Raw genomic sequence first — 14,697 nt, 5'->3', positions numbered from 1 at the left:
GGCTCACCGTTGCCGCCGCGCGCGCGAGAGCGTAGGCTGCCGGCATGAGAATCACTCAAGCAGATTTGTTCACCCAAGACGACGCCAAGCGCAACACCTTGTCGGAATCACAGCGGGCAGCGATTCGCTCGCGCCTGGAAGCGACGCTTGCAAGGCTGACCGCGACGGCAGCTTTCCCTTGGCGCGATCCTTTGGATGCTGTGCACGAGGAGAATCGCTTCCAACGCGACTCCGAGCTGCTCGGCGACGAGGGCGCCGTGCTTTGGGCCCGGTTCGACAACGAAATGGATCGGCTGCACGAGACTCAGTTTTCCACAGTTGCCCGCGCGGCTGGATCGAGGCGCTGAACGGCACTCGATCAACATCGCTGGGATGCCGCCCCACTTTGTCGCTCGGGCGCAAGGCAGCGATCGCCGTCGCCGACATGAGTGTCCGACGTGGGTCAGAAGCCGCCATTTCCGACAAGGCAAACGAATGACGGCGTTGGGCCGCCAACCGACCACGCAGCCACCCCCCACCTTGACCCACGCTCCCACGCCGCCATAACTGGCGCGCCCCGCGCCCATCGTTGCCCGGACCGTTGCCGATGCCCGAAACTGTTCCCCCTCACATGCGCCCGGACCGGTCGTTCCAGGGCCTGATGCTGGCGCTCCAGCGCTACTGGGCCGACTATGGCTGCGTCATCCTCCAGCCCTATGATTCGGAAATGGGGGCCGGCACCTTCCACCCGGCGACCACCTTGCGGGCGCTCGGGCCGCGGCCGTGGATGGCGGCCTATGTCCAGCCCTCGCGGCGGCCGACCGACGGGCGCTATGGCGAAAACCCCAACCGTCTGCAGCACTACTACCAGTTCCAGGTGATCATCAAACCGTCGCCGCCAGACCTGCAGGACCTCTATCTCGATTCGCTGAAGGCGATCGGCCTCGACCTCGCGCTCCACGATGTGCGCTTCGTCGAGGACGACTGGGAGAGCCCGACGCTCGGCGCCTGGGGGCTCGGCTGGGAGTGCTGGTGCGACGGCATGGAGGTCTCCCAGTTCACCTATTTCCAGCAGGTGGCGGGGTTTGCCTGCGAGCCGGTGTCGGGGGAGCTGACCTATGGGCTGGAACGCCTGGCGATGTATGTGCAAGGGGTCGACAACGTCTACGACCTCAACTTCAACGGCCGCGACGGGGCGGAGCGGGTCAGCTATGGCGACGTCTTCCTTCAGGCCGAGCAGGAATATTCGCGCCACAATTTCGAACACGCCGATACCGAGATGCTGAAACGCCATTTCGTCGACGCCGAGCGCGAGTGCCAGGCGCTGTTGGCGGCCGGTGAGACGGCACCGGATTCCAATCTCGGCGCCCACCGGCTGGCCTTGCCGGCCTACGATCAGTGCATCAAGGCGAGCCACGCGTTCAACCTGCTCGACGCGCGCGGCGTCATCGCGGTGACCGAACGGCAGAGCTATATTTTAAGGGTGCGCGAGCTCGCCAAGGCGTGCGGCGCCGCATGGCTCGCCACGGAAGGGGGAGGACTGACCGATGCAGCTTGACCACATCAACATCCGCGCCCGCGACCAGGAGGCGATGAAGGATTTCCTGGTCGCCGTGCTCGGGCTCGAGGTCGGCCCGCGGCCGCCGTTCGACTTCCCCGGCTACTGGCTCTATCTCGGGGAGCAGGCACTGATCCACATGCAGGGCTCCGACCGGGATGAGGACGGGGTCGCCTGGGTCGACCACATCGCCTTCGGGCCGTTCGCCTTCGCCGAAAAATCCGCCGAACTCGACCAGGCCGGCATCGCCTACCGCTTCTCCGACGTGCCCGGCAGGGATCTGCGCCAAATCTTCGTCGCCGGGCCGGAAGGCATCAAGCTCGAACTCCAGTGCCCGGGAGACGCGGCATGACCACCGCCAAGATCACCGAGCAGGCGCCGATCCTGTTCGTCTCCGACCTGCCGGCCTCGGTCGACTACTGGCGCGACAAGGTCGGCTTCACGGTCGGCGGCATCTATGGCGAGCCGCGGCCGGAGTTCGCGATCCTGCGCCGCGACCGCGCCTTCGTCATGCTCTCCCAGGCGCCGGACGGGCACACGATCGTCCCCTCCTGGCGGATCAAGGACAAGACCTGGAACGCCTATTTCTGGGTCGACGACGCCGAGGCGATGTTCGCCGAACTCAAGGAACGCGGGGCGCGGATCGACTACGAACTCGGCCGTCAGCCTTACGACGTGCTCGAATTCGGCATCCAGGATCTCGACGACCAGGACATCGCCTTCGGCCAGGACCTGGACTAAAGGCTCGGCGCTGGTGGAGGAATTCGGGGCCTGCGCGCAGATGCCCTGGCCACAAGATTCACAGCAACGTTGCCATGTCGATTGGGTCGCATCATAGTGTCGCCAAGCGCTCACGATGTCTGCCGGGAGCCGGCCAATCGGAACAGCGCTTAGCCAATGTGACACTCAGGGCGTAAGCAGGTGATTCGATGTATTGTTCTGTGAGCTTGAAAGCGTTCTTCATGGCGGCTTTGCTGTTACTGATGGCGTCGCCGATGCATGCTACGAATCCCAACCAGGACTTCAACTGCCAAGACGAAACATCGTGTACCGAAGATTTTACTGTGCACAAAGGAAATACAACGATTACCATGGAATGTTACGGCGTGAAGGTTCACGATATCGATTATAAACCACCACCTCAACTGGAGCTCTCGTGTAAGAGTAAGAACGCCAGTGTTAGCTGTATTGTCGGTGGCAAAGACGGCTGCGATTGTAATCATGATGCAAATAATCCACAGACAGTCACGGCGAAGATTAAGAACTGTTGTGTGAGGAATGGTAGTTGTAAAGAAAACTAATAGTAGTTGTAATAAGAGGTGTCGACGGACTGCGAGTTCTAAAAGATCAGCATCCGTAAGTAACGTTGATTGGGTCGGTATGGTTCTTACCGTCATAATTATGGCAATGACACCAATTGTAGTCGGACTTGCACCCCATATCTTCATGGCCTGGGCTCGAAGCTGCGCAGGTCATGGTCGCGGGCCGAGAGTCAGTGCCGTCCGAGTACACACATGTTCCACTGTAGTTGGGACTTGTATGGCCGCCTTGCACATGCTCAGTTTCGATGCAGGAAGTGCCCGGGCTCGCGACACTGCATGTATATGCATTCGCCGTGTTTGCACTCAACAAGAGCACGAATGCAAATGCGCTTATGAAAAATCTCCAGGTCACGTCGCCATCCTTTCTAATTCAGCCCCAATCAAAGGTAGCTCGTGGCAAACGCTCAAGTCAATTTGGTCGGCGTATTCCATCTAAGTCGATTTCTGCGACTCGTCCGGGTCGAAGTCACGCCGGAAATCGGGGATGGCTGGGCCAACGCTGAAAGCGCCGGACCTCGCCGGAAACGGGCGCCGCTGGTGACAGGGCGGGCGCGGGTTGCTATGCCCCCGGCGGTTTGGCTCCACTGTCGTCCTCCGGCTTGACCGGAGGACCGGTCGAAACCGTTGCGCCGCCGGTTGGTTCGCACGGCGTGGGCCGCTCGTCGGTCTCGCCCGCCCCCGATGGGTCCTCCGGTCAAGCCGGAGGACGACGGGGAGGAGGGGGTGGAGGACGACGTATTTGGGTGCGGTGGTATAGCGATACCCCCCTCCCTGACCCTCCCCCGAAAGGGGGGAGGGAAGGTGGTTGGGGCGATCGCGGGATTTGCCCTCGGGTGGATCTGGCACGGGGCACCCCTCACCCGACCCCGCGCTTGCGCGCGGGCCCACCCTCTCCCACAAGGGGAGAGGGATTGCGGCGGTTGTGCGTGCTTCGAGGCTCGCTTCGCTCGCGCCCCCGATCGGGCCGGGGGCGGGCTCTCAGCATGAGGAGGGTTGGGCTTCAGAGACCGGGGCCGGCTCTCAGGATGAGGCGTTGGTGTTTTGACCGAGCGACTGGAGCGGGCGCAGGCTCTCGGGATGAAAAGGGTTGGGCAGTTTCGATGGGGAAGGCAAACAGGTGTCCAGGATTCCTCCTTCGGTACACACAGCACGGCCGCATGCTGAGGTGCTCCGCGTAGCGGAGCCTCGAAGCACGCGCGTCGTCACGGCGGATGCCGGACGCCAGACCCTCTCCCTCGGCGGGAGAGGGTGGCGAGGCTGCGAAGCCGAGCCGGGTGAGGGGGCGAGTATGGAATTTGTTGTCGATGAATCTGGCACGGGGCTCCCCACACCCGACCCCGCGCTTGCGCGCGGGCCCACCCTCTCCCACAAGGGGAGAGGGATTGCGGCGATAGCCGGCGGCGAGTGATCAACACCCATGCCTGATCTTCTGCTCGAACTGTTCTCCGAGGAAATCCCGGCGCGGATGCAGCGCCGGGCCGCCGAGGTGTTGCGCAAGCGGGTGACCGACGCGCTGGTCGAGGCCGGGCTGGTCTACGAGGGCGCCAAGGCGTTCGCCACGCCGCGGCGGCTGGCGCTCACCGTCCACGGCATCCCGGCGCGCTCGCCCGACAAGCGCGAGGAGCGCAAGGGCCCCCGGGTCGGGGCACCGGAGAAGGCGATCGCCGGCTTCGTCAAGGCGGCGGGACTGGCGTCGATCGATGAGGCCGAGATCCGGCCGGACAAGAAAGGCGACGTCTATGTCGCGGTGATCGACAAGCCCGGCCGCGCGGCGGAGGACTGGATCGCGGACATCGTGCCGGAGGTGGTGCGGTCGTTCCCGTGGCCGACGTCGATGCGTTGGGGGGCAGCGTCAGCGGAGCCGGGGAGCCTCAACTGGGTGCGGCCGCTGCACACCATCCTCTGCGTGTTCGGCCCGGAAACCTCGGACACCGAAGTGGTGCCGTTCGCCGTCGACGGGATCGCGTCGGGCCGCGAGACCTTCGGCCACCGGTTCATGGCGCCGGGACGAATCGCGGTCGCCCGCTTCGACGACTATGTGGCGAAGCTGGAGAAGGCGAAGGTCGTGCTCGACGCCGACCGACGCAAGGACATCATCGCGGCGGACGCCCGCGACCGGGCGCTGGCGCTCGGCCTCGACCTTGTCGAGGACGATGGGCTGCTGGAGGAAGTCGCCGGGCTGGTCGAGTGGCCGGTGGTGCAGGTGGGCTCGTTCGACGCGGCGTTCCTCGACATCCCGCCGGAGGTGATCCGCACCACGATCCGGGTCAACCAGAAGTGCTTCGTGATGCGGGAGTCGGGACCGGCTCCCCTGACCCGCAAGGGAGGAGGGGACGACGATCGGGACGATCGTGCGTCCTTCGAGGCTCGGGCTGACGCCCTCGCACCTCAGGATGAGGAACGTGGGAGCAGCCAAACCGGCGAGGGAGTCAGCGGCGACGACATTATTGGTTCCAAGGAACGCCAACAGCCTCATCCTGAGGTGCGAGCGGAGCGAGCCTCGAAGGACGCACAGACCGCGGCGCGCCCGCCCGCCGATACAGCACAACGCCCCCGCCTCGCCAACAAGTTCATCCTGGTCGCCAATATCGAAGCGCCGGATGGCGGGGCGGCGATCGTCGCCGGCAACGAGCGGGTGATCCATGCCCGGCTCGCCGATGCCCGTCACTTCTGGGAGACCGATCGGCGGAGCCTGCCCGATCCGGACACACCGGCGATGCGGGCGGCGGCGGAGCGGCTCGGCCTCGATCTCGCCAAGCCGCTCGACCAGCGCATCGCCAAGCTCGCCGCCATGGATGTGATCTTCCACGAGAAGCTCGGCACGCAAGGCAAACGGGTGGAACGGATCGCGCGGTTGGCGCGAGAGATCGCGCCGCTGGTCGGCGCCAATCCGGATCTTGCGGCGCGGGCGGCGGTGCTCGCCAAGGCCGATCTCACCAGCGAGATGGTCGGCGAGTTCCCCGAGCTGCAGGGCCTGATGGGCCGCTACTACGCGGTGGCGCAGGACGAGCATCCGGCGGTGGCGACGGCCATCGAGGATCACTACAAGCCGGCCGGGCCGTCCGACCGGGTGCCGGCCGAACCGGTGGCGATCGCCGTGGCGCTCGCCGACAAGCTCGATACGCTGGTCGGCTTCTGGGCGATCGACGAGAAGCCGACGGGGTCGAAGGACCCGTATGCGCTCAGGCGCGCCGCGCTCGGGGTGATCCGGATCGTCGTCGACAACGACGCGCGCATGGGGCTGTGGCCGCTGCTCTCCGGTCAGCTCGTGTCGGCGCTGCATCATCAGGCGGCGGCGAACCCGGCCTACGCGGATTATCTCGCCCGCGCCTATGCGGACGAGGACGTGGCCGAGGGCGTCGACTTCGACAGTCACGCGCCGGAAACGGATTTTGCCCGCCACGTCACCGCCGACGCGGTGTCGATCGCGGCCGATCTGCTTGCTTTCTTCCACGATCGGCTGAAGGTGCAGTTGCGCGAGCAGGGAGCGCGGCACGATCTGGTTGACGCGGTGCTGAGTGAGGCGGCGGAACGGAAGGTTGGTTCATCGCCTACCGGTGCCCGGGGCTCTACCTCCCCCCTTGCGGCGGAGAGCCTGTCCCCGGCTCGATCGGGGATCGGCGCGGTGCGCCGGGAGGGGGGTAGTGCTGCCATCGGTGAAGTACCCCCCTCCCTGACCCTCCCCCGTAAGGGGGGAGGGGACGCGGTTGGTGGGTCGGCGCCAGACCCTGAGACGTTGCAGACCCCCTCCGACTCCGCTGCGCGGAGCCACCTTGCAGGGGAAGGAGAAGGGGAGCGAGCCTCGAAGGACGCACAGACCGAGGCGCCAGCCGGCCGGGACGACCTGGTGCTGATCGTGCGCCGGGTGGAGGCGCTCGGGCGGTTCCTCGATACCGACGACGGTCGCAACCTGCTCGCCGGGACCAAGCGGGCCGCCAACATCCTGCGCGAGGAGGAGAAGAAGGACGGGGTCGCGTATGACGGCGCGGTCGATCCGCATCTCCTCAGCGAGCCGGAGGAGAAGGCGCTGTTCGAGGCGATCGGCGCCGCATCCGGCGAAGTGAAGGCGGCGGTCGAGGTCGAGGATTTCGACGACGCGATGCAGGCGCTGGCGCGGCTCCGGGCGCCGGTGGATACCTTCTTCGACACCGTTCTCGTCAACGACCCGGACGCCGCCGTGCGTGCCAACCGCCTGCGCCTCCTCAACGGCATCCGCGTGGCGACCCGCGCGGTCGCGGACTTCACCAGAATCGAAGGCTGATCCAGCATGACCGACCGACACGCCGCTCCGTCGAAGCACCCTTACGCGCGTGGCGCCGGCCTGTTCGCCATCGCCGTCGGCGTGGTGATGATCCTGCTCTGGGTTTGGTTCATCGCCACCGGCGACGTCCCGGAGCTCGAAACCCGGCCGCTGAGCGCGTGGTTCCATGTGATCGGCGAACTGGCGACGGCGGCGCTCCTGATCTTCACCGGTTGGGGCTTGCGCACCGGCGCGTCCTGGGCGCCGCGGCTCTACATCCTCGCCACCGGCATGCTGCTGCTGGCGATCATTCACGCCTTCGCCTGGTATGGCGAGCGCGGCGCGGTGGGGATGGTCATCGCCCTAGTCGCGCTTGGCGTCGTCGCGGTGTTCTTCGCCCTCCGCGCCGAGGAGTAGCGCCCGCCGGCTTCGCGGAACGGTTTTACCCCTTTCGTCGCCATCGGGCATTATGCGCCGGTGATTCGCGGGCGAGACGGCTAGAGCGCCGGCGGATCGCTCCGGGCTGACGTCCGAGGAGACGGGGCCGCGGGGTTTGGAGCGACGGATCGGCCCTGAAGGGCTCGCCGCATGGCTGTCGGCTCTGTCCGAGATGCGGGTGGCGCCATCGGGCGATCAAGCCAGGAGGCAATTCCATGGAAATGAACGTTCTCACCATCCAGCCGATCATCGCGCTGATCGCCGGTATTCTGATCCTGATCTTTCCCCGGATCCTGAACTACGTGGTCGCGCTCTACCTGATCCTGTTCGGCATCCTCGGCCTGTGGCCGAGCCTGTTCACCGGCGGGGCTTAGCGCCGGTCGTCCCATGACCAGAGGGCCCCGATCTTTCGGGGCCCTCTTCGCGACAGTGATTCTTGATCACTCCAGGCGTTCGAGCTCGAACAGTAATTTCCGCTCACGTTGAATCAGATCGAGTTCTCGCTTCAAAAGCTCTTCCTGTTTTTCGATCGAGACATCCGCTTCGGGAAGTTCCCGATCAGTCGCCAAGCGCTCGGTTTCGAACTGTCCATGGGTGGCTGGACATCCAGGTCCGGGGCACTCGGTCCACCAATCCTTTTCTTCGGCGGCGGAAGCTGCGCAGGCTGGCAACATGAGTAAGAAAGGAAGAAATCTCACTGAACCAAGTCCTCTCGGATTGCCTTAAGAAGTCTTTTGCTCCTCTTTTTCCATTCCGAAAATTTGGGTAGCTCACTCTCCGGTTTCACGGACTGCTCTTCATCCCATTCCTGGAACTCGTAGGCTAGTCGAATGACTTCCGAATCGAAGTACAATGCGGCAGAGTTGATTGACGATATCAATCCGTCCCGCGAGGCATCCCTTCCGTCTACCATACGTCTAAGAAGGAGTATTTCTTCGTTTGTCGGTTGCTGTTTTCGCGAAGAAAGATCCGTGCTGTGATCGCGCAGCCGCCTCCAGTTTTCCAGATAGCCCGAGAAATGGACAGCGATCCTATCTGCCGTTTCGGCCTGTTTCTGGAGAAAGAATCGGTTGTCTGCGATCTCAGCTTCCTGAGACGCGAGAACCATGCCAGCCGCTAGTCCAACCAGCGCGGAGATACCTGCGAGTATCGCTTGTTGAGCAAAGTTACCCTGCAGCATTGCTCAAAACAACTAAAGATTGCCGTATGTTTATTATATCCTTTTTCGAGCAATCATCAAGTGCGTTTGCGACGTAAGGCGGGCTGCGTAGAGGCGGCATTTCGCCCGCCGATCCATCAACGCCGGTCATGGGTTCATTCACGATCCAGATTGGTCCCGAAGGCCACGCCGGGGTATTCTGACGTCCATGTCGAGTAGTCCAAGCAAGACGACGATGCGCGCCGCGGCGGCGAGCCGGGTCGACGGCGTTCCCATCTGGCTGATCATCGTCGCCGGCTGCCTGATCGCCGGCCTCACCTTCGGGCCGCGCTCGACCATGGGGTTCTTCCTGACCCCGATGACCACCGAGAACGGCTGGGGGCGCGAGATCTTCGCCCTGGCGATCGCGATCCAGAACCTGATGTGGGGGGTGGGCCAGCCGATCGCCGGGATGATCGCCGACCGGTACGGCACCGCGCGGGTGCTGACCGGCGGGGCTTTGCTCTACGCCCTCGGCCTGGCGCTGATGGCCGAGACCAGCGATCCGGTCGGCCTGCAGCTCACCGCCGGGGTGCTCCTTGGCCTCGGCATTTCCGGCTCGGCGTTCCTGATGGTGCTCGCCGCCTTCGCGCGGCTCCTGCCGGATCACATGCGGGCGATCGGCTACGGCCTCGGCACGGCGGCCGGCTCGGCCGGCCAGTTCCTGTTCGCACCAATCGGCCAGAGTTTCATCCAGGCCTATGGCTGGCAGACCGCGCTGTTCCTGATGGCGGCGATCCTGATGGTGGTGCCGCTCCTGTCTGTGGTGCTCAAGGGCAAGCCGTCGGCAGTACCGGTGACCGCCGACGAAAAGGACCAGTCGATCCCGGAGGCGCTGCGCGAGGCCTTTGGCCATCGCTCCTATCGGCTGCTGGTGATGGGATTCTTCGTCTGCGGCTTTCAGGTCGCCTTCATCACCGTGCATCTGCCGCCCTACCTCAACGATATCGGCATCCCGGCGATCTATGGCGGCTATGCCATCGGCCTGATCGGGCTGTTCAATATCTTCGGGTCGATCACCTCGGGCTTTCTTACCAACCACATGCCGCGACGCTACCTGCTCGCCATCATCTACATCACCCGCGCCGCGGTGGTGGTGGTCTTCCTGCTGGTGCCGCCGAGCATCCCCTCGGTGCTGATCTTCTCGGCGGTGATCGGTTTCCTGTGGCTGTCGACGGTGCCGCCGACCCAGCAACTGGTGGCGATTATGTTCGGCACCCGCTACCTCGCCACCCTGTTCGGCTTCGTGTTCTTCTCCCACCAGCTCGGCTCGGGCCTCGGCGTCTGGCTCGGTGGCTTCCTCTACGACCGCACCGGCAGCTATGACGGGGTGTGGTGGCTGTCGGTGGCGCTCGGCATCATGGCGGCGATCGTCCACCTGCCGATCGTCGAGCGCCAGGTGGAACGGCCGGTACTATCGACGGCTTGAGGGTGGTTGCGATCGGCGGGACCGGCGCGTATCTCTTCGCCCGCGGCGCGAACACTCCCGCGCGCGACGGCGAACTGCGGACCTATCCTCTCAACCTCAAATGCGACCGACCATGACCTGGACCGTCTACCTCTCCGGCGAAATCCACACCGACTGGCGCGAGCAGATCGAAGCCGGCGCGAAGGCCGCCGGCCTCGACGTCGCCTTCACCGCGCCGGTCACCGACCATGGCGCCTCCGACGATTGCGGCGTCGCCATCCTCGGACCGGAGCCGGACAAGTTCTGGCACGACCACAAGGGTGCCAAGCTCAACGCCATCCGCACCCGCACCCTGATCAACGACGCCGACGTCGTGGTGGTGCGCTTCGGCGACCGCTACAAGCAATGGAACGCCGCCTTTGACGCAGGCTACGCGGCGGCGCTCGGCACGCCGCTGATCGTGCTCCATGCGCCGGAGCACGGGCACGCGCTGAAGGAGGTCGACGCCGCGGCGCTGGCGGTCGCCGAGACGCCGGAGCAGGTGGTGGCGATCCTGCGCTACGTCACCGAGGGGGTGTTGGGGTAGGGCTCGGACGGTGGGCGGCGGTGGGGCTGCAGGATGACCCCCCCTCTGGCTTCGCTAAGGCTCGCTGCGCGAGGCCAAGCTCCGCCGTCTCCCCCGCAAGGGTGGAGAGGGGCGGATGGTGGCGCCTGACGTTCGCGCACGGCACCCGGGACCCGTCCAGCCGTCGTCCTCTGGCTTGACCCGAGGACCCGATATCACCGGTACGCGGCCGGGCAGTGAAGCGCCGAGGTCGGCGTCTCGATCTTCTACGGCTTCGATGGGTCCTCCGGTCAAGTCGGAGGACGACAGGGAGGAGAGGCGGCGGCCGTGGAGGGCAATACGGCTCGCGCCACCAACGCCGCAAGCCCTCTCCGGTAGGGAGAGGGTGGTGCGCTGTCTCAGTCTGGGTGCGTGCTTCGAGGCTTCGCTCCCGCGAAGCTCCTCAGCATGAGGGGGTTGTCGGGCGATCCAATGGCGGGGTGTGTTTCGGGCCGGACATCACCGACCTCATCTTGAGAGCCTGTCCCCGACCCGATCGGGGATGCGAGGGCGTATGCCCGAACCTCGAAAGACGCAGTGTGCTTCATCCTTGTGTCGGCAGGCGTCTCGGTCGGCCCGGCGTCCCGATCGTCAATGGAGCAACGGTTTCGATGGGTCCTCCGGTCAAGCCGGAGGACGACAGGGAGGAGGGGCGGCCGCAATCGGCTCGCGCCACCAACGCCGCCAGCCCTCTCCGGTAGGGAGAGGGTGGTGCCATGTCAAAGCTGTGCGTGGTTCGAGGCGGCCTTCGGCGGCTCCTCAGCATGATACATAGGATGATCGCATGTGAGCCCCGCACCGGTACAAGCACCAACCGTCATTCCGGCGAATGCCGGAATCCATCGAAGGCGATGTCATCTGGCTGGCCGGTGTCCCAGCAGAAAGCGCGGTGCCTGGACCCCGACTTTCGTCGGGGTGACGGTCGGAATGTTGATGCCGCGGTGCGTGCTTCAAGGCCCCGGCTCCGCGGGGAGAGGGAACAAGCGACAATACCACTCTCAATAATAGGCCACATCGTGTGTCGGCTAGGCAGTACCCCATCCATTTGAGCGCTCCGGGCGCGCGCGGTACACTCGCCCATCCCGCCCCATGCCCATCAGCCGAGACCATTCATGGACGACTTCAAAGCGCTGTTGATCACCCGCGACGAAGACACCAAGGCGCAGTCGGTCGCCGAGGCGCGGCTGACGCCCGACGACCTGATGGACGGCGACGTCGACGTCAGGGTCGAATTCTCGACCGTCAACTACAAGGACGGGCTGGCGATCACCGGCAAGCTACCGGTGGTGCGACGCTTTCCGATGATCCCGGGCATCGACTTCGTCGGCACCGTTACCGCATCGGGCCGGCCGGACATCGATTCCGGTACGCGCGTGGTGCTGAATGGCTGGGGCGTCGGCGAAGTCCACTATGGCGGCTTCAGCCAGATGGCGCGGGTCGACGGCGACTGGTTGATCCCGCTGCCCGACGCCTTCGCGCCGGACGAGGCGATGGCGATCGGCACCGCCGGCTACACCGCGATGCTGGCGGTGATGGCGCTGGAGCGCGCCGGAGTCGACTTCGACTCAGGGCCGGTGGTGGTGACCGGTGCCGCCGGCGGGGTCGGGTCGATGGCCGTGACGCTGCTGTCGCGCCTCGGCTACCAGGTGGTCGCCGTCACCGGGCGCGCCAGCGAACACGGCTACCTCGCCGGGCTCGGCGCCGGCCAAATCCTCGACCGGGCCGAATTTGCCGGGTCGCCGAAGATGCTCGACAAGGAGCGCTGGGTCGGGGCGATCGACGCGGCCGGCGGCAACACGCTCGCCAACCTCATCGCCCAGACGCGGCGCGGCGGCGCCGTCGCCGCCTGCGGCAACGCCAGCGGCATGGAGCTGCCGACCTCGGTGGCGCCGTTCATCCTGCGCGGCGTGTCGCTGATCGGCATCGACTCGGTCTACCAGCCGAAGGCCAACCGGATCGAAGCCTGGAACCGGCTCGCCCGCGACCTCGACCGCGACAAGCTGGTCGAGATGACCACGCGGATTCCGTTCAGTGGCATCGTGCCCGCCGCCCATGACATCGTTGCCGGCAAGGTGCGGGGCCGGCTGGTGGTGGAGATCGACTGACGGGGCGGTTCCGGCTGGCATGGGCGAATGAGCACTGAAGCCGACGCCAGGCTGACATTCGCACGACTGCCGAACATCCCGCCGGACGAGATTATCGCCCATATGTCCAATCCTCGGCTCGCGGAGCACATGCCCCTGCTCACGCCGAACTGGGACCGAGACGCGCTCGCCAGGTTCATCGCCGACAAGGAAGCCCGCTGGCGCCGCGACGGGCTCGGTCACTGGGCTATTCTCCACGACGATGCCTATGTCGGATGGGGCGGGTTTCAGAAAGAGGGCGACGCGTGGGATTTCGGGCTGGTGCTGAAGCCCGACTGTTTCGGGCTCGGGCCGCGTATCGCCAGGAAGGCGCTTGCGTTCGCGGTCGCTGACGACCGCATTCCCTTCGTCACGTTCCTCGTACCGCCGTCGCGCACTCGCCTCGGCGGTCTCAGGCGGCTCGGTGCGCACTTTGTCGGCGAGGTCGAATACGACGGCGCCCCGTTCCTGAAGTACCGCCTAGAGACCAAGTGACCGGTGATCGAACGGGGCCGCACGGACCTGCAGCCGGAAAGCGGCCCACCCCCGGATTTTGCCTGCCAAGGCGCCTGCGACGATCCGGACCGACAGGCGATTGGACTTTTGCTCAAAAAGTGCCTATATCGATCTTTCGACTGACATATGACCGGCTTCGGCCGGTTATCTTCAAGGCCTCTTTATGCTCAGAATGAGTATAAAGAGGCGGGCGAAGGGAGACACCGATGCTAGATACTGAGCCCGCCATGGATCCGATCATCGCAGAGCGCCCGTCGGACGGCGGACGGTTCGCGCCGATCGCCAAGCCGCCGCTCGAATACACCGATGCCGTCGCCCGGGAAACCGCGCATCTCTACGAGCGCGTCAAGGACGTGATCCCGGCGATCGAGTGGCCGGTCATGGCGCCGTATATCAAGGCGATCAACGACCTGAAGCAACAGCGTAACGCGGTGATCCTGGCGCATAATTATCAGACGCCGGAGATCTTTCACTGCATCGCCGATGTCGTCGGCGACTCGCTGCAGCTCGCCCAAGAGGCGGCCAGGGCCGACGCCGATATCATCGTCCAGTGCGGCGTCCACTTCATGGCCGAGACGTCGAAGCTGCTCAATCCCGACAAGATGGTGCTGATCCCGGACCAGCGGGCCGGCTGTTCGCTGGCGGCGTCGATCACCGGCGCCGACGTGCGGCTTCTGCGCGAGCGCTATCCCGGGGTGCCGATCGTCACTTACGTCAACACCTCGGCCGAGGTGAAGGCGGAGAGCGATATCTGCTGCACGTCATCGAACGCGGTGCAGGTGGTGGAGAGCTTCGGCACCGATACCGTGCTCTGCATTCCGGACGAGTATCTGGCGAAATACGTCGCGACCCAGACCGACGTGAAGATCCTGTCGTGGAAGGGGCATTGCGAGGTGCACGAGCGCTTCACCGCCGACGAACTGCTCGCCTACAAGGAAGCCAACCCCGGCCTCGAGATCATCGCCCATCCGGAGTGCCCGCCGGAGGTGATCGACGTCGCCGACTTCACCGGTTCGACCTCGGGCATGATCAGCTACGTGAAGGATCACAAGCCGGCCAAGGCGCTGCTCGTCACCGAGTGCTCGATGGCGTCGAACATCGCGGTGGAGACCCCCGGCGTCGACTTCATCCGCCCGTGCAATCTCTGCCCGCACATGAAGCGGATCACCCTGCCGAAGATCCTCGACAGCCTGGTCGAGCTCAAGGACGAGGTCACCGTCGATCCGCTGGTCGCCGGCCGCGCCCGCGAGGCGGTCGAGCGCATGGTGAACCTGAAGAGCTGACGGGTTCCAACCCTCGGAAGGGGCGCTG

General features: G+C 65.2%; 14 protein-coding genes. 12 read left to right on the top strand and 2 right to left on the bottom strand.

The window, feature by feature from the left end; translation table 11 throughout:
• The first annotated feature begins 44 nt into the window (after positions 1-44).
• The 7 genes from ACO076_RS19645 to ACO076_RS19615 all read left to right on the top strand — a co-directional run bounded on the left by ACO076_RS19645 (position 45) and on the right by ACO076_RS19615 (position 7,911).
• On the top strand, positions 45-347 hold the full coding sequence (locus tag ACO076_RS19645; RefSeq protein ID WP_421724502.1) for a hypothetical protein: 303 nt from the start codon (positions 45-47) through the stop codon (positions 345-347).
• Positions 348-586: 239 nt separating this feature from the next.
• A complete protein-coding gene (locus ACO076_RS19640; protein ID WP_421724501.1) occupies positions 587-1,537 on the top strand; it encodes a glycine--tRNA ligase subunit alpha in 951 nt (316 codons plus the stop codon).
• Positions 1,527-1,889 (top strand): VOC family protein, encoded by a 363-nt coding sequence (locus tag ACO076_RS19635; protein ID WP_421724500.1) that lies wholly within the window; start codon positions 1,527-1,529, stop codon positions 1,887-1,889. The genes ACO076_RS19640 and ACO076_RS19635 overlap by 11 nt, the downstream gene beginning before the upstream one ends.
• Complete coding sequence (locus ACO076_RS19630) at positions 1,886-2,278, top strand: VOC family protein (RefSeq protein WP_421724499.1); 393 nt, start codon at positions 1,886-1,888, stop codon at positions 2,276-2,278. The genes ACO076_RS19635 and ACO076_RS19630 overlap by 4 nt, the downstream gene beginning before the upstream one ends.
• Positions 2,279-4,276: 1,998 nt before the next feature.
• Complete coding sequence (locus tag ACO076_RS19625; protein WP_421724498.1) at positions 4,277-7,120, top strand: glycine--tRNA ligase subunit beta; 2,844 nt, start codon at positions 4,277-4,279, stop codon at positions 7,118-7,120.
• 6 nt (positions 7,121-7,126) lie between these two features.
• Positions 7,127-7,516, top strand: a complete 390-nt coding sequence (locus ACO076_RS19620) for a hypothetical protein (protein ID WP_421724497.1) — start codon at positions 7,127-7,129, stop codon at positions 7,514-7,516.
• Positions 7,517-7,758: 242 nt separating this feature from the next.
• Positions 7,759-7,911: a DUF3096 domain-containing protein gene (locus ACO076_RS19615; RefSeq protein ID WP_421726786.1), complete on the top strand. Its 153-nt coding sequence runs from the start codon at positions 7,759-7,761 to the stop codon at positions 7,909-7,911.
• Positions 7,912-7,977: 66 nt separating this feature from the next.
• On the opposite strand, the gene ACO076_RS19610 is transcribed toward ACO076_RS19615, so the two are convergent.
• Both ACO076_RS19610 and ACO076_RS19605 read right to left on the bottom strand, forming a co-directional pair.
• On the bottom strand, positions 7,978-8,235 hold the full coding sequence (locus ACO076_RS19610) for a hypothetical protein (protein ID WP_421724496.1): 258 nt from the start codon (positions 8,233-8,235) through the stop codon (positions 7,978-7,980).
• A complete protein-coding gene (locus ACO076_RS19605) occupies positions 8,232-8,717 on the bottom strand; it encodes a hypothetical protein (RefSeq protein ID WP_421724495.1) in 486 nt (161 codons plus the stop codon). The genes ACO076_RS19610 and ACO076_RS19605 overlap by 4 nt, the downstream gene beginning before the upstream one ends.
• Positions 8,718-8,895: 178 nt before the next feature.
• Between ACO076_RS19605 and ACO076_RS19600 the strand changes: the two genes are divergently transcribed.
• From ACO076_RS19600 to nadA, 5 genes are all read left to right on the top strand, one after another.
• On the top strand, positions 8,896-10,164 hold the full coding sequence (locus ACO076_RS19600) for an MFS transporter (RefSeq protein WP_421726785.1): 1,269 nt from the start codon (positions 8,896-8,898) through the stop codon (positions 10,162-10,164).
• 112 nt (positions 10,165-10,276) lie between these two features.
• Positions 10,277-10,729, top strand: a complete 453-nt coding sequence (locus ACO076_RS19595) for a YtoQ family protein (protein ID WP_421724494.1) — start codon at positions 10,277-10,279, stop codon at positions 10,727-10,729.
• A 1,130-nt stretch (positions 10,730-11,859) separates the two neighbouring features.
• Positions 11,860-12,852 carry an MDR family oxidoreductase gene (locus tag ACO076_RS19590; RefSeq protein ID WP_421724493.1) on the top strand — a complete coding sequence of 331 codons (993 nt, stop codon included), beginning with the start codon at positions 11,860-11,862 and terminating at the stop codon, positions 12,850-12,852.
• Between the two features lie 27 nt (positions 12,853-12,879).
• Positions 12,880-13,365 (top strand): GNAT family N-acetyltransferase, encoded by a 486-nt coding sequence (locus ACO076_RS19585; RefSeq protein WP_421724492.1) that lies wholly within the window; start codon positions 12,880-12,882, stop codon positions 13,363-13,365.
• 248 nt (positions 13,366-13,613) lie between these two features.
• On the top strand, positions 13,614-14,669 hold the full coding sequence (gene nadA / locus ACO076_RS19580; protein WP_421726784.1) for a quinolinate synthase NadA: 1,056 nt from the start codon (positions 13,614-13,616) through the stop codon (positions 14,667-14,669).
• Positions 14,670-14,697: the final 28 nt, after the last annotated feature.

The organism is Bauldia sp. (assembly GCF_965232525.1).
Classification (GTDB): Bacteria; Pseudomonadota; Alphaproteobacteria; order Rhizobiales; family Kaistiaceae; genus Bauldia.
The sequence above is the reverse complement of the archived record's forward strand: the minus strand, read 5'-3'. Positions and strand labels throughout refer to the sequence as shown.